General features: G+C 69.0%; 19 protein-coding genes. 4 read left to right on the top strand and 15 right to left on the bottom strand.

The annotated features are described in order from the left end of the window. Window positions 1–4 precede the first annotated feature (4 nt). The 4 genes from KCI33_RS07535 to KCI33_RS07520 all read right to left on the bottom strand — a co-directional run bounded on the left by KCI33_RS07535 (window position 5) and on the right by KCI33_RS07520 (window position 4,033). The gene (locus KCI33_RS07535) at window positions 5–874 is read right to left on the bottom strand and encodes a F0F1 ATP synthase subunit gamma (protein WP_212524157.1); all 870 of its coding nucleotides are present in this window, start codon (window positions 872–874) and stop codon (window positions 5–7) included. Window positions 875–895: 21 nt separating this feature from the next. Continuing rightward, a complete protein-coding gene (gene atpA, locus KCI33_RS07530; RefSeq protein ID WP_212524156.1) occupies window positions 896–2,434 on the bottom strand; it encodes a F0F1 ATP synthase subunit alpha in 1,539 nt (512 codons plus the stop codon). After that, a complete protein-coding gene (locus KCI33_RS07525; protein ID WP_212524235.1) occupies window positions 2,435–3,001 on the bottom strand; it encodes a F0F1 ATP synthase subunit delta in 567 nt (188 codons plus the stop codon). A 285-nt stretch (window positions 3,002–3,286) separates the two neighbouring features. Next, window positions 3,287–4,033: a methyltransferase domain-containing protein gene (locus KCI33_RS07520; RefSeq protein WP_212524155.1), complete on the bottom strand. Its 747-nt coding sequence runs from the start codon at window positions 4,031–4,033 to the stop codon at window positions 3,287–3,289. 63 nt (window positions 4,034–4,096) lie between these two features. On the opposite strand from KCI33_RS07520, the gene gloB reads away from it, so the two are divergent. The 3 genes from gloB (at window position 4,097) to KCI33_RS07505 (ending at window position 8,325) form a co-directional block, all read left to right on the top strand. Then, window positions 4,097–4,864: a hydroxyacylglutathione hydrolase gene (gloB, locus tag KCI33_RS07515; RefSeq protein WP_212524154.1), complete on the top strand. Its 768-nt coding sequence runs from the start codon at window positions 4,097–4,099 to the stop codon at window positions 4,862–4,864. Between the two features lie 168 nt (window positions 4,865–5,032). Further along, window positions 5,033–7,366: an ATP-dependent Clp protease ATP-binding subunit ClpA gene (clpA, locus tag KCI33_RS07510; RefSeq protein WP_212524153.1), complete on the top strand. Its 2,334-nt coding sequence runs from the start codon at window positions 5,033–5,035 to the stop codon at window positions 7,364–7,366. A gap of 59 nt (window positions 7,367–7,425) precedes the next feature. Beyond that, window positions 7,426–8,325, top strand: a complete 900-nt coding sequence (locus KCI33_RS07505; RefSeq protein ID WP_249138963.1) for a M23 family metallopeptidase — start codon at window positions 7,426–7,428, stop codon at window positions 8,323–8,325. On the opposite strand, the gene KCI33_RS07500 is transcribed toward KCI33_RS07505, so the two are convergent. The 3 genes from KCI33_RS07500 to KCI33_RS07490 all read right to left on the bottom strand — a co-directional run bounded on the left by KCI33_RS07500 (window position 8,326) and on the right by KCI33_RS07490 (window position 12,100). Next, window positions 8,326–10,272: a peptidoglycan -binding protein gene (locus KCI33_RS07500; RefSeq protein WP_212524152.1), complete on the bottom strand. Its 1,947-nt coding sequence runs from the start codon at window positions 10,270–10,272 to the stop codon at window positions 8,326–8,328. A gap of 4 nt (window positions 10,273–10,276) precedes the next feature. After that, window positions 10,277–11,464, bottom strand: coding sequence for a biopolymer transporter ExbB (locus KCI33_RS07495; protein ID WP_212524151.1), 1,188 nt, complete (start codon window positions 11,462–11,464; stop codon window positions 10,277–10,279). 96 nt (window positions 11,465–11,560) lie between these two features. Continuing rightward, on the bottom strand, window positions 11,561–12,100 hold the full coding sequence (locus KCI33_RS07490; RefSeq protein ID WP_212524150.1) for a gamma-glutamylcyclotransferase: 540 nt from the start codon (window positions 12,098–12,100) through the stop codon (window positions 11,561–11,563). A 64-nt stretch (window positions 12,101–12,164) separates the two neighbouring features. Between KCI33_RS07490 and KCI33_RS07485 the strand changes: the two genes are divergently transcribed. After that, window positions 12,165–13,163 (top strand): DUF2125 domain-containing protein, encoded by a 999-nt coding sequence (locus KCI33_RS07485; RefSeq protein WP_212524149.1) that lies wholly within the window; start codon window positions 12,165–12,167, stop codon window positions 13,161–13,163. On the opposite strand, the gene KCI33_RS07480 is transcribed toward KCI33_RS07485, so the two are convergent. The 8 genes from KCI33_RS07480 to KCI33_RS07445 form a co-directional block, all read right to left on the bottom strand. Beyond that, window positions 13,160–14,158 (bottom strand): extensin family protein, encoded by a 999-nt coding sequence (locus KCI33_RS07480; protein WP_349252189.1) that lies wholly within the window; start codon window positions 14,156–14,158, stop codon window positions 13,160–13,162. The two genes, KCI33_RS07485 and KCI33_RS07480, sit on opposite strands and share 4 nt — an antisense overlap. Beyond that, window positions 14,155–15,075 (bottom strand): prephenate/arogenate dehydrogenase family protein, encoded by a 921-nt coding sequence (locus KCI33_RS07475; protein WP_212524148.1) that lies wholly within the window; start codon window positions 15,073–15,075, stop codon window positions 14,155–14,157. Before KCI33_RS07475 ends, KCI33_RS07480 begins: the two co-directional genes overlap by 4 nt. Then, on the bottom strand, window positions 15,072–16,157 hold the full coding sequence (gene hisC, locus KCI33_RS07470; RefSeq protein WP_212524147.1) for a histidinol-phosphate transaminase: 1,086 nt from the start codon (window positions 16,155–16,157) through the stop codon (window positions 15,072–15,074). Before hisC ends, KCI33_RS07475 begins: the two co-directional genes overlap by 4 nt. Before the next feature lie 145 nt (window positions 16,158–16,302). Further along, entirely contained in the window at window positions 16,303–16,839 is a 537-nt protein-coding gene (locus KCI33_RS07465) for a TIGR00645 family protein (RefSeq protein WP_212524146.1), read from the bottom strand. Window positions 16,840–16,910: 71 nt separating this feature from the next. Beyond that, window positions 16,911–17,531 carry a DUF6064 family protein gene (locus KCI33_RS07460; RefSeq protein ID WP_212524145.1) on the bottom strand — a complete coding sequence of 207 codons (621 nt, stop codon included), beginning with the start codon at window positions 17,529–17,531 and terminating at the stop codon, window positions 16,911–16,913. A gap of 87 nt (window positions 17,532–17,618) precedes the next feature. Beyond that, window positions 17,619–18,239 carry a 30S ribosomal protein S4 gene (rpsD, locus tag KCI33_RS07455; protein WP_212524144.1) on the bottom strand — a complete coding sequence of 207 codons (621 nt, stop codon included), beginning with the start codon at window positions 18,237–18,239 and terminating at the stop codon, window positions 17,619–17,621. Window positions 18,240–18,404: 165 nt separating this feature from the next. Then, entirely contained in the window at window positions 18,405–19,490 is a 1,086-nt protein-coding gene (locus tag KCI33_RS07450; RefSeq protein ID WP_212524143.1) for a Hint domain-containing protein, read from the bottom strand. Between the two features lie 108 nt (window positions 19,491–19,598). Beyond that, window positions 19,599–20,507, bottom strand: coding sequence for a lipid A-modifier LpxR family protein (locus tag KCI33_RS07445; RefSeq protein WP_212524142.1), 909 nt, complete (start codon window positions 20,505–20,507; stop codon window positions 19,599–19,601). Between the last annotated feature and the right edge of the window lie 51 nt (window positions 20,508–20,558).

Here is a 20,558-nt window from a genome sequence, read left to right as displayed (position 1 = left end):
TCCTTTAGAGCGCCTCGGCGCCCGAAATGATTTCGATAAGCTCGTTGGTGATGACAGCCTGACGCGAGCGGTTGAACTCGATGGTCAGCTTGTCGATCATGTCGCCGGCGTTGCGCGTGGCGTTGTCCATCGCGCTCATCCGGGCACCTTGTTCCGAGGCTCCGTTTTCCAGCAGGGCGGTGAAGATCTGCGTGGCCAGGCCGCGCGGCAGCAGGTCTTCCAGGATGCCTTCCTCCGACGGTTCGTAGTCGTAGAGGGTGCTCTCCGTCTCGGTCTCCTCGAAGGTGGCCGGGATGATCTGCCGTGCGGTCGGGACCTGGCTGATCACCGACTGGAACGTGTTGTAGAAGATCGTCGCCACGTCGAACTCGCCGGCGTCGAACCGGGTGAGAACGTCCTTGGCGATGTCCTGCGCGTTGGCGTAGCCGACGCGCTTGACGTCGCTGAGGTCGACGTGACCCACGAACAGGTCGGCGTGATCGCGCTTCAGCTGCTCGCGCCCCTTCTTGCCGACGGTCAGGATCTTGACCGTCTTGCCGGCCGCCTGCAGCTCGGCAATCCTGACCCGCGCGAGCTTGGCGATCGACGAGTTGAAGCCGCCGCAGAGGCCACGCTCGGCGGTCATGACGACCAGCAGGTGGGTCTGGTCGGCACCAGTGCCGGCCAGCAGTTTCGGTGCGCTGTCGGACCCTTTGACCGAGGCAGCAAGACCGCTCATCACGGCGTTCATGCGCTCGGCATAGGGGCGACCCGCCTCGGCAGCGTCCTGGGCGCGGCGGAGCTTAGCCGCCGCGACCATCTGCATGGCTTTCGTGATCTTGCGAGTGCTCTTGACACTCTCGATCCGATTTTTGAGGTCCTTAAGGCTTGGCATCTATCCAGTCCTTACCCGCCCTCAGGCGAAGTCTTTCGCGTAATCGTCGAGCGCCGCTTTGATCTTGTCTTCCAGCTCGCCCTTCACCTTACGGTCGTTGTTGGTGATGTCGTCCAGCAGGTCCGCGTTCTTCTGGCGAAGATGCGCGATCAGGCCCTGCTCGAAGCGGCCGACTTCCCTGACCGGAACGTTGTCGAGGTAGCCGTGGGTGCCGGCGTAGATCACGCAGACGATCTCGGCGTTGGTCAGCGGCGAGTATTGCGGCTGCTTCATCAGCTCGGTCAGGCGCGCGCCGCGGTTCAGCAGCTTCTGGGTCGCGGCATCGAGGTCCGAACCGAACTGGGCGAAGGCCGCCATCTCGCGGTACTGCGCCAGTTCCAGTTTCACCGGGCCGGCGACCGACTTCATCGCGTTGGTCTGGGCCGACGAACCCACGCGCGACACCGACAGACCGGTGTTCACGGCCGGGCGGATGCCCTGGTAGAACAGCTCGGTTTCCAGGAAGATCTGGCCGTCGGTGATCGAGATCACGTTGGTCGGGATGAAGGCCGACACGTCGCCGCCCTGGGTTTCGATGATCGGCAGAGCGGTCAGCGAGCCTGCGCCGTGCTCCTCGTTCAGCTTCGCCGAACGCTCCAGCAGGCGGGAGTGCAGGTAGAAAACGTCGCCCGGATAGGCTTCACGCCCCGGCGGGCGGCGCAGCAGCAGCGACATCTGGCGATAGGCCACGGCCTGCTTGGACAGGTCATCGTAGATGATCAGCGCGTGGCGGCCGTTGTCGCGGAAATATTCGGCCATCGCGGTCGCGGCGTAGGGCGCCAGGAACTGCATCGGCGCGGGGTCCGAAGCGGTGGCAGCCACGATGATCGAGTAGTCGATCGCGCCCGACTCTTCCAGCTTCTTCACCAGCTGCGCCACGGTCGAGCGCTTCTGGCCGACGGCGACGTAGATGCAGTAGAGCTTCTTGCTCTCGTCATCGCCGGCAGCGTCGTTGTAGGATTTCTGGTTCAGGATGGCGTCCAGCGCCACGGCGGTCTTGCCGGTCTGGCGGTCGCCGATGATCAGCTCGCGCTGGCCGCGGCCGATCGGGATCATGGCATCGACCGATTTCAGGCCGGTGGCCATCGGCTCGTGCACCGATTTGCGCGGGATGATGCCCGGCGCCTTGACGTCGGCGATGCGGCGCTCGGTGGTTTCGATCGGGCCCTTGCCGTCGATCGGGTTGCCCAGACCGTCGACCACGCGACCCAGCAGGGCGTCGCCGGCGGGCACGTCCACGATCGCTTTGGTGCGCTTGACGGTGTCGCCTTCCTTGATGTCCCGGTCCGAACCGAAGATCACGACACCCACGTTGTCGGTTTCCAGGTTCAGCGCCATCCCGCGGATGCCGCCGGGGAATTCGACCATTTCGCCGGCCTGGATGTTGTCGAGGCCGTGCACACGGGCGATACCGTCACCGACGGACAGCACGCGGCCCACCTCTGCAACTTCGGCCTCCTGACCGAAATTCTTGATCTGCTCCTTGAGGATCGCAGAGATCTCAGCTGCTTGGATACCCATTTATCCGACCTCTTTCATGGTGTTCTGGAGTGCGGCGAGCTTGGAGCGGATCGAACTGTCGATCATCTTCGAGCCCACTTTGACGATAAGACCGCCGATGAGGGATTCATCGACGGCCGCATTGATCTTGACGTCTTTGCCGATCGACGCCTTGAGGGCGACGGCCAGTTTGGTCTGCTGCGCCTGGGTCAGGGCCTTGGCGGCGGTCACCTCGGCGGTCACCTCGCCCTTCTCCTCGGCGATCAGGGCGCGCAGGGTCGCCACCAGCTGCGGCAGCACGAACAGGCGGCGCTTGCCGGCCATCAGGCCCAGCGCGCTGGCCACGATGCCCGACAGGCCCATCTTGGGCGCCAGCGCGGCAATCGCCTGCGCCTGGTCCTCGCGGCGGTAGACCGGCGACGAGATCAGGTCGCGGAACGCATCGCTATCGGCCAGCGCAGCCGCAAGCGTGTCGAGGTCGGCCTCGAGCGCGGGGAGTTGTTTACCTTCCTTGGCCAGTTCGAAGACGGCCGTGGCATAGCGCGCAGCAATGCCTGTTGAGATCGAAGCTGGTTCGGACACGTCCACCCTTCCGATGTCTGTAGCCCCCCAATGCCGCGGCTGCGGCGGGGGCAGTTCAAGCCACGCGCCCGAAACGGGCACGCCTCTGAAATCGGCGTGGGTGTAGCAGAGCAATCCCCACCTCGCAACAGCCAACGACACGAATGCGTGACCCTGCCGGCGCAAAGGTGGCACCGGCACGGCGCGGATGGCGCTAACAGCCGCGCCTGCGGCCTTTTGAAGCGCCCGCCGCGCCCGCCTCTTCGTCCGGGCGCGGCGGCGCGGGCGGGATTCGCCGCCCCTTCGGGGCGCTCAGACCGGCTCGACGGTGGATCCGGGCACGCCCTCCAGAACCCGCAGCGGACGGCGCACCACCTCTTCCAGCCCGGGGCCGGCCGGGCGGTAGACCCGCTTGGACGCCTCCACCATGATCACGCCCCCCGCGTAATAGGAGCTGACCCGGCGCCCGGCCCTCTCCAGCACGGTCGCGGTCTTCAGCCAGAACCGCTTGTGGCTGGGCGGCGCGAACAGCGCGGCGCGGTGATGTTCGGGCTGGAATCCGTGGCGCTTGAGCTGCGCCTCGAGCTGGCCCAGCGAATAGGGTCGGCCGAATCCGAAGGGCGTCGCATCGCGCCGCGCCCACAGCCCCGCGCGGTTGGGCACGATGAACAGGGCCCGCCCGCCCGGCCCCAGCACCCGCGACGCCTCCTCCAGAACGGCGGAGGGGTGTTCGCTGGTCTCCAGCCCGTGCATCAGCACCAGCTTGTCGATCAGCCCGGTGGGCAGCGGCCAGCGGGTCTCTTCGCTCAGCACCGAGACGTTATCCATGCCGGCGGGCCAGGGCATCACCCCCTGCTGGCCCGGCATCAGGGCGATCACCCGGCGCGCATCGGCCAGGAAGGGCCGCAGCAACGGCACCGCGAATCCGAATCCCGCCACGCTCTGCCCCTTGGCCTCGGGCCAGAATTCCAGCACCTGGTCGCGGATCGCGCGCTGCGCCACCCGGCCCAGATTGGTCCGGTAGTAGAAGTTTCTCAGGTCCAGCACGTCCAGGTGCATTGCGGCGCGCTCCGCGATCAGCAAGAGTCGCGGCTCAGGATAGCCGCTCGGAGACAAAACACCATGCCCCTCGAAATCGTCACCCTGCCCTGCCTCAGTGACAATTACGCCTATCTGCTGCACGACGCCGTCAGCGGCGCGACCGCCGTGGTCGATGTGCCCGAGGCCGCCCCGATCCAGGCCGCGCTGAGCGGCCGCGGCTGGCGGCTGACCGACATCCTGATCACGCACCATCACTGGGACCATGTGGACGGAGTGGAGGATCTGCGCGCGGCCACCGGCGCCCGCGTCGTGGGGGCCGCCGCCGACGCCCACCGCCTGCCGCCCCTGGACCTTGCGGTCGCGGACGGGGACGCGGTGCGGGTGGGCGGCGAATCCGGGACCGTGATCGACGTCTCGGGCCATTCGGTCGGCCATGTTGCCTATCACTTCCCCGACAGCCGCGCCGTCTTCACCGCGGACAGCCTGATGGCGCTGGGCTGCGGCCGGCTGTTCGAGGGCACGCCCGAGATGATGTGGCGAAGCCTGTCGAGGCTCGCCGCCCTGCCCGCCGATACGCTGGTCTATTCGGGCCATGAATACACCGCCTCCAACGCGAAATTCGCGCGCACCATTGAACCGGACAACGCGGCGCTTATCTCTCGTTGCGACGCGATCGCCGCGGCCCGGGAAAAAGGGGCCCCGACCGTTCCGGCGCTGCTGTCCGAGGAACTGGCCACCAACCCCTTCCTGCGCGCCAACCTGCCCGAGGTGAAAGCCGCATTGGGCATGGCCCACGCATCCGATGCCGAGGTCTTTGCCGAAATCCGCAAGCGCAAGGACCATTTCTGACCCGGGGCTGCGCCCGGGAGATCCGCCCGGCCCAGGCCGCGAAGACGGGTTTGAACAAAAAAAACTTGAAGCCGGGCGCAGAACACCGAACTCTTGTATTATGAGGCCACGGTTGAGGACGGGCCCGCGAACACCCCCCTCGGCCCCTGAAGGAAAGGAGCACGCAACGTGCCTTCGTTTTCGAACACTCTCGAGCAAGCCATCCACGCCGCCCTCGCGCTGGCCAATGCCCGCCGCCATGAACTGGCGACGCTGGAGCATCTGCTGCTGGCGCTGATCGACGAGCCCGACGCCGCCAAGGTGATGCAGGCCTGCTCCGTCGATCTCGAGGATCTGCGCCGGACGCTGGTCGAGTTCATCGATGACGAACTCTCCACCCTCGTCACCGATGTCGAGGGCTCCGAGGCGGTGCCGACCGCGGCCTTCCAGCGCGTGATCCAGCGCGCCGCGATCCATGTCCAGAGCTCGGGCCGGACCGAGGTGACCGGGGCCAACGTGCTGGTCGCCATCTTCGCCGAGCGGGAATCGAACGCGGCCTATTTCCTGCAGGAGCAGGACATGACCCGCTACGACGCGGTGAATTTCATCGCCCATGGCGTGGCCAAGAACCCCTCCTTCGGCGAATCGCGCCCGATCACCGGCGCCTCCGACTACGAGGAGGAGCACCAGTCGACCGAGGCCGCCCCCGAAGAGGGCGGGAACAAGGAATCGGCGCTGGCGAAATATTGCGTCGACCTCAACGCCAAGGCCCGCAGCGGCGATGTCGACCCGCTGATCGGCCGCGAGCACGAGGTCGAGCGCTGCATCCAGGTGCTGTGCCGCCGGCGCAAGAACAACCCGCTTCTGGTGGGCGATCCCGGCGTCGGCAAGACCGCCATCGCCGAGGGGCTGGCGCGCAAGATCGTGCAGGGCGAGACGCCCGAGGTCTTGGCGCATTCTACCATCTATTCGCTGGACATGGGGGCGCTGCTGGCCGGCACCCGCTACCGCGGCGATTTCGAGGAGCGGCTGAAGGCCGTGGTCTCGGAACTGGAGGAGCATCCCGACGCCATCCTCTTCATCGACGAGATCCACACCGTGATCGGCGCCGGTGCGACGAGCGGAGGGGCGATGGATGCCTCCAACCTGCTCAAGCCCGCGCTGCAGGGCGGCAAGCTGCGCTGCATGGGCTCCACCACCTACAAGGAGTTCCGCCAGCATTTCGAGAAGGACCGCGCGCTCAGCCGCCGGTTCCAGAAGATCGATGTGAGCGAGCCGTCGGTGGATGACTCGGTGAAGATCCTCAAGGGCCTGAAGCCCTATTTCGAGAAGCATCACGACGTCAAATACACCTCCGACGCCATCAGGACTGCGGTGGAACTGTCGGCGCGCTACATCCACGACCGCAAGCTGCCCGACAAGGCGATCGACGTGATCGACGAGGCCGGGGCCGCGCAGCATCTCGTGGCCGAATCCAAGCGCCGCAAGACCATCGGCGCCAAGGAGATCGAGGCCGTGGTGGCCAAGATCGCCCGCATCCCGCCGAAAAGCGTCTCCAAGGACGACGCCGCGGTGCTGAAGGATCTGGAGGCGTCGCTGAAGCGCGTGGTCTTCGGCCAGGACAAGGCGATCGAGGCGCTGGCCTCGGCGATCAAGCTGGCGCGCGCCGGCCTGCGCGAGCCGGAAAAGCCGATCGGCAACTACCTCTTCGCCGGCCCCACCGGCGTCGGCAAGACCGAGGTGGCCAAACAGCTGGCCTCGACGCTGGGGGTGGAACTGCTGCGCTTCGACATGTCGGAATACATGGAGAAGCACGCGGTCAGCCGCCTGATCGGCGCCCCCCCGGGCTATGTCGGCTTCGACCAGGGCGGGCTGCTGACCGATGGCGTGGATCAGCATCCGCATTGCGTGCTGCTGCTCGACGAGATCGAAAAGGCGCACCCGGACGTGTTCAACATCCTGTTGCAGGTGATGGACCATGGCAAGCTGACCGACCACAACGGCCGGCAGGTCGATTTCCGCAACGTGGTGGTGATCATGACCTCGAATGCGGGCGCGGCCGAACAGGCCAAGGCCGCCATCGGCTTCGGCCGCGACCGGCGCGAGGGCGAGGACACGGCGGCGATCGAGCGCACCTTCACGCCCGAGTTCCGCAACCGCCTGGATGCCGTCATCAGCTTCCAGCCGCTGCCCAAGGAGGTGATCCTGCAGGTGGTCGAGAAATTCGTCCTGCAGCTCGAGGCGCAGCTGATGGACCGCGGCGTGACCATCGAACTGACGAAGCCCGCCGCCGAATGGCTGGCCGACAAGGGCTACGACGACAAGATGGGCGCGCGCCCGCTGGGCCGCGTGATCCAGGAGCACATCAAGAAGCCCTTGGCCGAGGAACTGCTGTTCGGCAAGCTCGCCAAGGGCGGCGTGGTGAAGGTCGGCGTCAAGGATGGCGAGATCGACCTGCGCATCGAGGAACCGGGCAAGCGGCAGATCGCGTCGAAGAAGCCGCCGCTGCTGACCGCGGATTGATCCGGGCGCTGACAGCGCTCCTGCTCCTCGCGGCCCCGGCGGCCGCGGGGAGTTTCGTTTTGAATCCGCCCGCCGACTGCACGCTGGGCGAGAGCTGCTTCATCCAGAACCATGTCGACCGCGACCCCGGACCTGGGGCGGCGGATTTCACCTGCGGCGCGCTGACCTATGACGGGCACAAGGGCACCGATTTCGCCCTGCCCTCGCTGGCGGCGATGCGCGACGGCGTGAACGTTCTGGCCGCCGCGCCCGGCACGGTAAGCACCCTGCGCGACGGCATGCCCGACACCGGCCTGCAGACGCCCGGCCTCGACGGCCGCGAGTGCGGCAACGGCGTGGTGATCGACCACGGCGGCGGCTGGCAGACCCAGTATTGCCACATGAAACAGGGCTCGATCCGGGTCGAGACCGGGCAGCGCGTGGCCAAGGGCGCGGTGCTGGGCCAGATCGGGCTGAGCGGACAAACGGAATTTCCCCATGTCCATCTCGCGGTGCGCCGCGACGGCGCGGTGGTGGACCCCTTCGCGCCCGAACCCGGCCCCGTCACCTGCACCGAATCGACCCGGCCCGGCCTGTGGCAGCAGCCGGTTCCCTACCGGCCCGGCGCCATCCTGTCGCTGGGCTTCGCCGCCCGGCCGCCGGCCTTCGAGCTGGCCAAGGCCGGCCTGTCCTCGCCCGAGCGCCTTCCCGGCACCGCCCCCGCGCTGATCCTCTGGGCCCATGCCTTCGGCGGGCGAGCGGGCGATGTGCTGGCGCTGGAGATCGACGGGCCCGACGGTCGCACCGTCCTGGCCCATGACGCGGTGCTGGAGCGCGACCAGGCGCGCGTCTTCCGCTTCGCGGGCAGGCCGCTGCGCGCATCGGCCTGGCCCGAAGGCACCTATCGCGGCAAGGTCAGCCTGCGGCGCGGCGGCGAGACGCTCAGCCGCCGCGCCGTCACGCTGCGCGTGACGCGCTGATCAGCGCTCCGTCAGTTTCAGCTCGATCCGCCGGTTCAGGGCGCGGGCCTCGGGCGTGTCGGCGCTGTTCACGGGCCGGAATTCGCCGAAACCCGTGGCCGCCAGACGCCAGGGCGGGAAGCCAAGCTGATCGACCATGTAGCGCACCACCGACAGCGCCCGCGCCTGGCTCAGCTCCCAGTTGTCGGCATATTGCGCGCCCTCGATCAGCGGCACGTTGTCGGTATGGCCGTCCACCCGGATGATCCAGTCGATCCCGGCCGGGATCTCGCCGGCCACCTCCTGCAGGATGCCGGCGACCCGCGCGATCTGGGCGCGCCCACCCGGCGACAGGTCGGCCGAGCCCGGCTCGAACAGCACCTCCGAGGAGAACACGAAGCGGTCGCCGACCACCCGCACCCCCTCGCGTCCGGCCAGAACCTCGCGCATCCGGCCGAAGAATTCCGAGCGGTAGCTTTCCAGCCGCTTCGCCTCCGCGGTCAAACGCCTGGCCTCCTCCTCCAGCCGCTTGCGCTCGGCCTCCTCCAGATCGGCGCGGGCGCGCTGTTCGGCGGCGACCTGTGCCAGCGCCGCGTTCAGCCGGCCGCCCAGCGCCTCGATCTGAACCTGCGCGGCGGCGTCGCGCTCGGCCGCATCGTCGAGCAGCGCCTGCAGGCTGCCCAGCTGTGCGCGCAATGCCGCGATCTGCTGGTTGAGCAGCGTCACCTTGCGCGCGCTCTCGTTGGATTTCGCCTGTTCCTGCGCCAGTTTCTCCCGAGCCGTGGCCAGCAGCGCGGCGCGCTGCTCGGCCTCGGTCAGGCGCGCGGCGGCGGTGTCCTCGGCGGCCAGCTTCGCGGCCAGCGCCGCGGCGAGCCGGCGCTCGACCTCGGCCTTGTCGCCGGCCGCCGCGCGCAGCGCCTGCAGCTCGGCCTCGGCGCGGGCCAACGCCGCGCGGGCCTCCTCCAGCGTGTTCAGATCGGCGCGGGCGGCCGCGAGATCGGCCGACAGATCGGCACGCTCCGCCTGCGCCTGCGCGACGGTCTGTTCGAAATCGGCGCGCATCTTCTCCTGCGCCAACAGGGCGGCGGCAAGCTTGACGTCAAGATCCTCGCGCGCGGTCTCGGCCGCGGCCAGCAGGGTCAGGGTCTCCTCGGCGCGCTTGCGCTGTTCCTCCAGCGCCAGCGTCATCGCCGTCAGTTCGTCCTCGGCACCCTTGAGTTTCTCGCGCAACGCCTGCGCAGCCGCGGCCTCGGCCAGCCGTGCGGCCTCTTCCTCGGACAGCGCGGCCTCCAGCCCGGCGACCTGTTCGCCCAGTGCGGCGCGGGCCTCTCCGGCCGCGGCGTTGCGGGCGCGCAGATCGGCGATCAGCGCCTGCAGCGCCTCGCGCCGGGCGGCGGCCAGCCGCGCGGCCTCGGCCTGCGCGTCGACCTCGTCGCGAGTGGCGGCCAGCGCCAGTTCCAGCCGCTCCTGTTCCGACAGGAGCCGGGTGCGCTCGCCCTGCAACGCCTCCAGATCGGCAGCCAGCGCCGCGCGCTGTTCCCGCGCCGCGTCCCGCTGGGACAGCAGCGCGGCGACCTGCGCCTCGAAATCGGTGATTCGGGCGCGGGCGGAGGCCAGCTCATCCTCGCGCGCGGCCACCTGGCCGGTCAGCGTCGCGATCAGCGCGGCCTGCGCCTCGCTCTCCGCCGCCACGCGGGCCAGTTCGGAATCCAGCGCTCCCAGCTCGCCTTCGAGCCGCGCGCTCTTGCGCTGCGCCATGCCCAGCGCATCGGCCAGCGCCGACAGCTCGGCGTTCAGCTCATTGAGTTCGGTCTCCTGCCCGCTGATCGTCTCGCGCAGCATGAACTGCACGATCATGAAGATCGACAGAACGAACATCAGCACCAGCAGAAGCGCGGTCATCGCGTCGACGAAGCCAGGCCAGATCGAGGCCTGGAAGCGTTGCCCCGTGCGCCGCGTCAGGGCCATGGGCTCAGCTCCCCTGCCCGGTGTTGCGCTGGCGGATGGCGCGCGTCAGCGCCGCGAGGTCGCCGCGCAGGTCGGTCAGCGTCTCCTGCCGCCCGGCCGAGAGTTCTTCGAGGATGCGCAGAAGCTGCACGTCGATCGAGCGCAGGCGCATCCGGCTTTCGGCGTCCATATGCGCCCCGCCCTCCTCGGCGCGGCCTTCGAGTGCGGCGATCATACGCTCCTGCCCGTCGGCGATCTGGGCCAGCGCGCGGGCGGTGCCGCCGGCGGTCCGCGCGTCCTCCTCCAGCCGCTGCGACAGCCGGTCCATCGCCTGCGCCAGCCCCGCCAGCTGCGCGTCGGCCTCGGCGCGCCCGGTCTCGGAGCGGGCGACCATGCCCTGCAACGTGTCCATCTGTTGCGCCATCTGCTCCAGCACGCCGGCAAGCGCGCCGGTCTCGCCGCCCTCGCCCGCCTCCGCCGTGGCGAAGCCAAGCCGGGTGATGGTGGACAGCCATTCCTCCAACTCGCGGTAGAAACGGTTCTGCCCGTGGCCCGCGAACAGCTCCAGCAGCCCCACCACCAGCGAGCCGGCGAGCCCCAGCAGCGACGAGGAAAACGCCGTGCCCATCCCGCCGAGCTGCGCCTCGAGCCCGGTCATCAGGCGCGAGAACACCTCGACCCCGCCCTCGCCATCCTGCGGGGCGAGCGAGCGGATGGTCTCCACCACCGCGGGCACCGTGGTGGCAAGCCCGTAGAAGGTTCCCAGCAGGCCGAGGAAGATCAGCAGGTTGACGATGTAGCGCGTGATGTCGCGCGCCTCTTCGATCCGGGTCGCCACCGACTCGAGGATCGAGCGCGCCGAGGAGGTGGAAATCTTCATCCGTTTGCCGCGCGCGCGCAGCAGGGCGGCAAGCGGCGCCAGCAGGCGCGGGGCGCGGGTGATCTCGTGGCCGGGGCGGCCCTCGATGAACCCCTCGATCCAGCCGACCGAGGTCACAAGTTGGATCACCTGCAGGAAACAGGCCAGCACCCCGATCAGGAACACCAGCGCGATCACGCCGTTGAGATAGGGATTGGCCAGAAAGACCGGCGCCACGCGCGGAAAGGCCACATAGGCGCCGAAGGAAAACAGCCCCACCGCCACCAGCATCGTGAAGATCTGGCGCACCGGCTGGGAGAAATGCGGCTCGGCCTCGCGCTCGCTCATGTCCATGTGACGCGTCCTGCCCCTTTGGTTCTTGCCGGCAATCTAGGCCAAGGGCGGCACCCCCACAACACGCAATGCGGTGTCGCGGGCACGGCCATGCCGCTATGTGTTGATTTCCCGCACCCGCGTGGTGAGCCAGTTGAGCTCTGCATCCGCGATCCCCAGTTCGGCCAGATGTTGGGCGGTGTTGAAGAGATACTCTGTGTTCGGGCCGCGCCCGCCCACGGCGCGGGCGATGATCGCGGCCTGATCCTCAAGCGGCAGGCCGCCGCAATACTGGTCGTGCTCGGTGTCGATGACGAAGGTCAGCGCCCGCACCTCGGCCCCGCCCTGCAGCACGATCGCCTGCTCGGTCTCCAGATAGGCCGAGGAGATCAGCTCGCGTTCGCGCAGATAGGCGATGGTCGCCTGCTCCGCGCCGCTTTCGACGCGGAAGGCCAGCCCGTGACAGCAGGCCCCCTCGGCCGCGTCCAGCGCCAGCACCAGGCCCGGGTCCTCCGCCGTGCCGCGATGGTGGATCGAGCGCATGCAGAACGAGCGGTGCCAGCCGTCAAGCCGCGCGACGCGACGCTCGGCCACCGGGAAACCCGGGTTCCACATCAGCGATCCGTATCCGAAGACCCACAGCGGCTGGTCCGGCATGGTCTGGCCCTCCTGTCCGAGGCTCTATAAACACCGATCAGGGCCAAGGAAAAGGGGCGGAGCGATGCGCAGGCTTTTGGTGCTGGTTTTGACGGCGGCGGCGCTGTGGGCGGGGTGGTGGGTGATCGCCTCGCGCGGGTTGGAAACCACGCTGAGCGGCTGGTTCGAGGCGCGCCGCGCCGAGGGCTGGCAGGCCGATTACAGCGCGCTCGACGTGCGCGGCTTTCCCAACCGGCTGGACACCACCATCACCGATCTGGCGCTGGCCGACCCGGAGACCGGGCTGGCCTGGCACGCGCCGTTCTTCCAGATCCTGTCGCTCAGCTACAAGCCGAACCATGTGATCGCAGTCTGGCCCGACGAACAGCTCATTTCCACGCCGAAGGAAAAAATCACCGTCACCGCCGACAAGATGCAGGCCAGCGTGGTGTTCAAACCCGATACCGCGCTGGAGCTTGACCGCACCTCCTTCGTGCTGGAGGGATTCCGGCTGGCCTCGGACCGCGGCTGGTGGGCCGAGTTTCCCTCCGCGCGGCTGGCCAGCCGCGCCGTGCCCGCCCGGACGGACGTGCAGGAGATCGCCTTCGACGCCACCGAGATGCGCCCTTCGGCCGACCTGATCGCGCTTCTGGGCGATACCGGCCTGCCGGAGGTGTTCGAGGCACTGCGCATGGACGCGGAGTTCGGCTTCGACGCGCCCTGGGACCGGCGCGCGATCGAGCAGCGCCGGCCGCAGGTCACCACCGTCAAGCTGCGCATGTTCGAGGCCCATTGGGGCGAGCTGGAGTTGCAGGCCGCCGGCGATCTGACGGTCGATGCGCAGGGCCTCCCAGAGGGCAAGATCGGGCTGCGCGCCACCAACTGGCGCGAGATGCTGGAGATCGGCGTCGCCACCGGCGCCCTGCCGCGCGGCATGGCCGACACGCTGGCCAGCGCCTTCGAGGTGCTGGCCGGGCTGAAGGGGAACCGCAACACGCTGGATGTGGAACTGCGCTTTCACCGTGGCCGGGTCAGCCTCGGCCCGGTGCCGCTGGGCCCGGCGCCGCGCCTGAAGATCCGCTAGCGGCAATAGGGCCCGTTGCCGTAGCGGGCCGTGTCCAGGTGCAGGTGATCCTTGTGATACTGGTCCGAGTTGGGCCCCAGCACCGTGCCGAAGGGACCGCAGGCCGCGCGATGCATCTTTTTCAGCAACTGCTTCTGCACCGGGTCGCGCCAGCCCTTGAGCACCGTGACCGACACGCCGTTCTTCAGGTTCACCGCGGCGACATCCACCGCGCGCCCGCGCCCGTGTTCCGAAATCTTGGCGCCGGGCTGGCTGTTGCGGGTGCGGCACGAATAGCTGGCCACGACGCGCAGCGAGCCGACCCCGCCACCGAGCCGCCCGATGGCAGGCTTCACGCCGTCCCGCACCCAGGTCTTGAGCGCCTTCGCGGTCTCGCAATCCATCGTCGCGGGGCGGGTCAGCACCACGCCATCGACCGAGGACACGCGCACCGGCCGGTCGAGGCCGCAGCCCGCGACCTTGGCCGGGATCGGCGGCAGAACCTCGCCGCGGATCGCACCGTCACCGCAGATCTGCCCGGCCTTGCCCGTGCCGGTGATGGCCGAGGGCTGTGTGCGCACCCCCGCCGCGATGCGGATGAGACGCGCCTCCCCCCACTCCTCGGGGCGGGATTCGGGCCGGATCGAGCGGCCGACGGCGCTGGCCGAGGAAACCTCGATCACCTGTCCGGGCCGCACCGCGCGCAGCGGGCGCGGTCGCGGGCGGATCTGGGCGGCGTAATAGACAGGCACGGCGGCCGGACGCAGCGCGGGGGCCGGAACCGGCTCCGGCGCCGCGGGCGCGAGGGCGACGGGCGCCGCGACGGCGACGCCGCCGGGACGCGGCCGCGGCCGGACCGCGGCGCGGTAGAAGACCGGCACCGCGACCGGGCGCGGCACGAAGGCCGTCCCCGTCTCGGGGCGCGGCGAAGGGCGGGGCGAGCTGTCGGGCGCGGCCATGGCGACGCCCCCGGCCAGCGCCAGGGTCAGGACATATGCCAGGCCGCGGGCCCTCACCTGCGCTCCTTCACGCGGCCGAAATCGGGGGCCTCGGTGTCCTGCCCCGCCTCGATGATGCCGCGGCGGATGGCGCGGGTGCGGGTGAAATAGTCGTGCAGCATCTCGCCGTCGCCGGTGCGGATGGCGCGTTGCAGCGCGAAGAGCTCCTCGGTGAAGCGGCCCAGGATCTCCAGCGTGGCCTCCTTGTTGTTCAGGAATACATCGCGCCACATGGTCGGATCGCTCGCCGCGATCCGGGTGAAGTCGCGGAAACCGGCGGCGGAATACTTGATCACCTCGCTGTCGGTCACCCGGCCCAGGTCGTCGGCCACGCCCACCATCGTATAGGCGATCAGGTGCGGCGCGTGGCTGGTCACGGCCAGCACCAGGTCGTGGTGATCGGCGTCCATCTCCTCGACATTGGCGCCCATGCCCTCCCACAGCGCGCGCAGCCGGGCGGTGGCGGCGGGGTCCGTCCCCTCGACCGGGACCAGAAGGCACCAGCGGTTGTCGAACAGCTCGGCGAAACCGGCGCGGGGGCCGGAATGCTCGGTGCCGGCCAGCGGGTGCGCTGGAATGAAGTGCACGCCCTCGGGGATATGCGGCGCAACGGCGTCGATCACCGCGCGCTTGACCGAGCCCACGTCGGTCAGGGTCGCGCCCGGCTTGAGATGCGGGCTGATCTCCTCGGCCACGGCGCCCATCGCGCCCACCGGCACGGCCAGCACGACCAGATCGGCGCCCGCGACCGCCTCGGCGGCGGTCTCCACCACCCGGTCGCACAGCCCGATCTCGGCGGCGATCTTGCGGGTCTCGGCGCTGCGCGCGGTGCCCACGATCTCGCCGGCCAGCCCGGCACGGCGCATGGCATGGGCCATCGAGCCCGCGATCAGCCCCAGCCCGATCAGCGCCACCCGGTGGTAGATCACGCTCATGTCCGCTGCCCCTTGAACTCGCGCACCGCATGGGCGACGCGCCGGCAGGACGCCTCGTCGCCCACGGTGATCCGCAGGCAGTTGGGAAGCCCGTAGCCCGCCACCCGGCGCACGATGATGCCCTTGGATTTCAGCCAGTCGTCGCAGGACTCGGCCTCGGCCTGGCTGGCGAAGCGGGCGAGGATGAAATTCGCGCAGGACACGTCCGAGGGCACGCCGGCCTCGGCCAGCGCCTCGGACAGCCAGGCGCGCAGGCGGGTGTTTTCGGCGCGGCATTTCTCGGCATAGGCGGTATCGCGCACCGCGGCTTCGGCGGTTTCGAGCTGGGTCTGGCTGAGGTTGAACGGCCCGCGCACGCGGTTCAGCACGTCGATGACCTGCTGCGGGCCGTAGCCCCAGCCGATCCGCAACCCGCCCAGCCCGTAGAGCTTGGAAAAGGTCCGGGTCATCACGACATTCTCGCGCGCCTCGACCAGCGCGGCGCCGCCGTCGTAGCCCTCGACAAACTCGGCATAGGCGCCGTCGAGCACCAGGATCGCCTGCGGCGGAAGACCGTCGGCCAGCCGCGCCACTTCGTTGCCGCCGATCATGGTGCCGGTGGGGTTGGCAGGGTTGGCGATGAACACCAGCCTCGTGCGCTCGGTGCAGGCGGCGAGGATGGCGTCGACATCGACCACGCGCTCGCGCTCGGGCACCTCGACGGGCGTGGCGCCGGCGGCCAGCGCCGAGATGCGATACATGGAAAACCCGTGCTCGGTGTGGATCACCTCGTCGCCCGTGCCGGCGTAGGCCTGGCACAGGAAGGTGATGATCTCGTCCGAGCCGACGCCGCAGATTACCCGCGCCGGGTCCACACCGTGCACCTCACCGATCGCCGCGCGCAGGGCGGCGTGGTCGGTGGGCGGGTAGCGGTGCAGGCTGTGCACGGAGCGCGCGAAGGCTTCCTTCGCCTTGTCGGAGGGTCCGAAGGGGTTCTCGTTCGACGACAGCTTGACCACGTCGGACACGCCTTCGACATGGCTCTGCCCGCCCTGGTAGAGCTTGATCTCCATGATACCGGGCTGGGGCTGAATCTGAGACATGGGAAACCTCCTACTTGCCCGGATTTCTAGCGCCGGCGCGCGCGCAAGACCAGCGTGAAACCGCCGATGCCGGATCGAGCCGCCGCAGTGTTGCCGGGCCGCCCGGCCGGGGCGGTTCAGGGTGCGGCGGGCCCGCCGCCCGGACTCAGGACTTGCCCTTCTTGGCGCTCGCCACCAGCCAGTCCATGGCCGCCATCAGCACGCCCGAGCCGACGAAGGTCAGGTGGATCACCACCAGCCAGAACAGCGCGTCGCGGTTCACGGCGGCCTCGGACTTTCCGATCTCCATGAACTGCTTGAGCAGGTGGATGGCCGAGATCGCCACGATCGAGGCGATCAGCTTCATCTTCAGCCCCGAGAAATCCACCGTGCCCATCCACGAGGGTCGGTCGCCGCCATCGTCGATGTCCAGCTTGGAGACGAAATTCTCGTAGCCCGAGAACAGCACGATCAACAGCAGGTTGGCCGCCAGCGTCAGGTCGATCAGCGTCAGGATCACCAGGATCGCCTTGTCGCTGGTCATGGTCAGGACCTGGGGCACATAATAGGCCAGCTCGCGGCAGAACACGACGGTGAGCATGCCCAGCGACACCACCAGTCCAAGATACATCGGCGCCATAAGCCAGCGCGCGGCAAACAGCCCCTGTTCGAATTTCGTCTCGATCGCCGGTTTCCGGGCCATGGCTCAACTCTCCTTGCCTGTCGCCGGGGTGACATAGAAAACGCGGCGGCCCCGCGCAAGGCGGCAAAAGGTCAGGCGCGCCGCAGGCGAACCGCCGCCGCCAGGACCAGCGCCGCGATCAGGCCGAAATCCTGCGGCACCCCCAGCAGCACCGCCGCGGAGCCGCCGATGACGGCCCAGAGCATCGGGACCGCCGACAGCCAGGCCGCGCGCCGCCCCCGCGCCAGCATCAGCGCGCCCAGGGTGAAGATCACCGTCGGGCAGGGCGCCACGCCGAAAGCAGGCACCGCCGGATAGCGATGCCCCGCCAGGTAGCCCCAGAGTGGATAGACGACCATCGCAAAGACGATCAGGCCAAGGGCAACGCCGGTGCGCAGATCCCGCCCGACCCGCAGCGTCAGGTCCGGGAACAGCGCGGGCGCGGCGGCCAGCAGCGCCGCCTCGACCAGAAAGAGCACGGCGAAGCCATAGGCCACCGGGTTGATCTGCGAGAAGAAAAGCGCGTGATAGCCGATCCCGTTCACCGCCCAGAGCGCCGCGAGCAGCGCGAAGACAGGCCAGATCCGCCCGCGGCCGAAGAACAGCAGCCCCACGACCGCCACCCCGGCGGCGAAGGCCGCGATCTGAAGCGGCCAGATGGCGAGGTTGTAGCGGGCGAACAGGTCGAAGAATTCAGTCTCGGAAAATGGCATGGACGGCCCCTCCGAGACGGATCGGAACACGAAAAAACCCGCCGCGCAAGAGGCGGCGGGTTTCGGAATTCCGTGGTTCGGCGCAGATCAGTTCTGCGCGTAGAATTCGATGACCAGGTGCGGCTCCATGATCACCGGGTAGGGAACGTCGGCCAGGCTCGGGGTGCGCACGAAGGTGGCGGTCATCTTCGAGTGGTCGGCCTCGATGTAGTCCGGCACGTCGCGCTCGGCCAGTTGAACGGCCTCCAGCAGGACGGCCATCTGCTTGGACTTCTCGCGGACCTCGATCACGTCGCCCTCTTTCACGCGGTAGGAGGGGATGTTCACGCGCTGGCCGTTGACCAGCACATGGCCGTGGTTCACGAACTGGCGCGCGGCGAAAACGGTCGGCACGAACTTGGCGCGGTAGACAACGGCGTCCAGGCGGCGCTCCAGCAGGCCGATCAGGTTCTCACCGGTGTCGCCCTTCACACGCTCGGCTTCGGCGTAGATGCGGCGGAACTGCTTTTCGGTCAGGTCGCCGTAGTAGCCCTTCAGCTTCTGCTTGGCGCGCAGCTGGGTGCCGAAGTCCGACAGCTTGCCCTTGCGGCGCTGGCCGTGCTGGCCGGGGCCGTATTCGCGGCGGTTGACGGGGGATTTCGGACGGCCCCAGATGTTCTCGCCCATCCGGCGGTCGATTTTGTACTTGGCAGACGTGCGTTTGGTCACGGCTGATCTCCTTCAAAAAGTGCGACGCCCCGTCGGGCGCCAATGAAGGGCGTTGTCCTTTCCCTTGCGGGAGACAGGCATCCCCTTGCGGGGGCCACCAACACCAATGAAAACCCGGCCCTCTCGGACCGGGATTGCGGGCTTATACAGCCGGGGCGGGCAGAGTCAATGCCGCAGCCCCAATTCGTGCTGCAAAATCTCGGCCTCGGGCGCCGACAGGTTGCGGCGGGCGAAATCGCCATAGGCATGAGGGTCGTCCGCCAGCGCCGGCAGGCGGTTCAGCAGCCGCTCGCGCTGCGCCGGGCTGATGGTGTCCAGCGCGGTGTTGGCGGGGTGGAAGCTCTCGGCCTCCACGCCGTTGGCCCAGACCACCTGGTGACGCTCCAGCATGAGGTGGACATAGGTGACCTCGCGCAGGCCGTGATCGACCGCGATGGAGCGGCCGTTGACCAGGTCCTCGGCCGCGACCAGCACCTCGGGGGTCTGGAACAGCGCCTCGGCGGCGCGGCCGCGGATCAGCAGGCGGTGTTGCGGCGACACGATCAGGTCGCCGTCCGGAATGCCGAGCCCGAGCGCGTCGCCGCCCAGCGCGCCCGCGCGGATGCGGATCGGGCGCAGATGCGGCATCGCGTAAAGCCGCGCGCCGGTGATGCGCTTGCGGCCGGTCCACAGGATTTCCTGCACCCCGTCGTCCCTGGTCTGGATCAGGTCGCCCTCGCCCAGGTCCTCGACGGGGCGCGGCCCCTCGGGGGTGGCGATCCGCGTTCCGGCGGCGAAGCAGATCACCCCCGGCGCCAGGTCGGTGCTCAGGTTGACCGGCGGCGCCTCGGCGATCCGGCGCACCACCCACAGGTCGGTCCCGGCCGGGGGCACCGAATTGACGAACATCAGCAGCGGCGCATGGCCCGGACCCGTGCCGATCTCGGTGACGGTGTAGCTGTTCAGCCCGTCGGTGACGACGAAGCCGCGGTCGAGCAGCGGATCGTCCAGAGACGCCTCCGGCGTCTGCGCCGAATAGAGCGCGGCGCCCACCATCCGGCGCACCGATCTGGCCGCGCGCTTGCGCAGGTTTGCCACGCCCTCGGCACCGTCCAGAAGCAGCAGGTCCGGCGGGCCATCGACCCGCACCGCCTCGCCCGACCAGCGCCAGGTCGAACCGACGACCAGCGTCTCGACGGGTGCCCCGACGAGACCGTCCACTTCCGTATGTGCCCAAGGGATGACGAACGCGCCTCGAAAGCCCGTTTTCATGCCTCTAAGCCTGCCTCATTCGATTATGTTATTGGAAATACGTTACCACGCGCCCCGGAGCCGCGCAATTCGCCATCTCCGGCGGCCGGGATCGCGTCCTTGCGCGGATCAGAAGCTCAGGCGCAGCCGCAGCGTGCCGCTGACCTGGCCCTCGCGCTGTCCCCTGAACTCTTCGCCGTGCCAGGTCAGCCCGTAGAAGAGGCCGCCCCTCTCTCCCTCCCAATGAACGCCGGCGCGCAGCCGCGTGCGGCTGTCGCTCAGCGCATAGCCGTCCGAAGAGGGCAGGTAGAAACTGTCGGCCACCAGCGCCATGTCGCCGCCAAGCACCAGCGACGCCCCCGCCCCGTCCGAGCGCGTGGCGTGGTAGAGATGCCCGGTCGCGACATCGCGCAGCTTGAGGTTGGTCTGGCCGATCCGCCCGACGATCAGATCGCCCCCCACGCGCAGCAGGGTCTCGACCCCGGCCTGCGCCTCGACGAAGGGGCGTGCCTGCACCTGCGCGGACAGTTGCAGCGGATGCGCCGCCTGCGCCAGAAGCGTGGGGTAGACATGGTTGCCGATCTGCCCCTTCGCGGCGGCGGGCGCGGCGGCGTTCGCCCAATCGTGCACCGCGCGCTGAAAGGCGCTCAGGCCGGTCTGCGGGCCGGTGAGCACGATATCCCCGCCGAGCGAGAAATCGGTCCCGCCCCGGCGGAAATGGCTGTGCATCCCGAAGGACAGCGCGCCGACATAGCGCCGGTCGCCGGGCACCGGGGCGGTCAGGCTTTCGGGCGCGAGCAACTCGCTGCGCAGGCGGTATTCGCGGATCACGCCGGGGACGGCGGGCAGCGCCCCCTGCCAGCCCGGCCCCGTCACCACGCTGAGCGCGTAGGAGCCGCTGCGCCAGCGATCCTCGCCGTCGCCCAGGGCGTCGTTACTGAAGACCCGGCCATAGCCCAGTGTCCTGCGGTTTTCGGCCGCGGCCGGCGGCGCGATCATGAGCGCCGCCACGAGCGCCGCGCAGAGCGTCCTGATCATCCCTGCCCCCCCACTCAGTGCCACATGTGAAAACGACCTTTGGTCTGCAAT

The organism is Actibacterium sp. MT2.3-13A, from assembly GCF_018139985.1.
In the GTDB taxonomy this organism is placed as follows: Bacteria; Pseudomonadota; Alphaproteobacteria; order Rhodobacterales; family Rhodobacteraceae; genus JAGSOU01.
The sequence above is the reverse complement of the archived record's forward strand: the minus strand, read 5'-3'. Positions and strand labels throughout refer to the sequence as shown.

Coding starts and splice junctions, on each gene's coding strand:
- KCI33_RS07535 (WP_212524157.1), bottom strand. CDS start 874: ATGCCAAGCCTTAAGGACCTCAAAAATCGGATCGAGAGTGTCAAGAGC.
- atpA (WP_212524156.1), bottom strand. CDS start 2,434: ATGGGTATCCAAGCAGCTGAGATCTCTGCGATCCTCAAGGAGCAGATC.
- KCI33_RS07520 (WP_212524155.1), bottom strand. CDS start 4,033: ATGCACCTGGACGTGCTGGACCTGAGAAACTTCTACTACCGGACCAAT.
- gloB (WP_212524154.1), top strand. CDS start 4,097: ATGCCCCTCGAAATCGTCACCCTGCCCTGCCTCAGTGACAATTACGCC.
- KCI33_RS07500 (WP_212524152.1), bottom strand. CDS start 10,272: ATGGCCCTGACGCGGCGCACGGGGCAACGCTTCCAGGCCTCGATCTGG.
- KCI33_RS07495 (WP_212524151.1), bottom strand. CDS start 11,464: ATGGACATGAGCGAGCGCGAGGCCGAGCCGCATTTCTCCCAGCCGGTG.
- KCI33_RS07490 (WP_212524150.1), bottom strand. CDS start 12,100: ATGCCGGACCAGCCGCTGTGGGTCTTCGGATACGGATCGCTGATGTGG.
- KCI33_RS07485 (WP_212524149.1), top strand. CDS start 12,165: ATGCGCAGGCTTTTGGTGCTGGTTTTGACGGCGGCGGCGCTGTGGGCG.
- KCI33_RS07475 (WP_212524148.1), bottom strand. CDS start 15,075: ATGAGCGTGATCTACCACCGGGTGGCGCTGATCGGGCTGGGGCTGATC.
- hisC (WP_212524147.1), bottom strand. CDS start 16,157: ATGTCTCAGATTCAGCCCCAGCCCGGTATCATGGAGATCAAGCTCTAC.
- KCI33_RS07465 (WP_212524146.1), bottom strand. CDS start 16,839: ATGGCCCGGAAACCGGCGATCGAGACGAAATTCGAACAGGGGCTGTTT.
- KCI33_RS07460 (WP_212524145.1), bottom strand. CDS start 17,531: ATGCCATTTTCCGAGACTGAATTCTTCGACCTGTTCGCCCGCTACAAC.
- KCI33_RS07450 (WP_212524143.1), bottom strand. CDS start 19,490: ATGAAAACGGGCTTTCGAGGCGCGTTCGTCATCCCTTGGGCACATACG.
- KCI33_RS07445 (WP_212524142.1), bottom strand. CDS start 20,507: ATGATCAGGACGCTCTGCGCGGCGCTCGTGGCGGCGCTCATGATCGCG.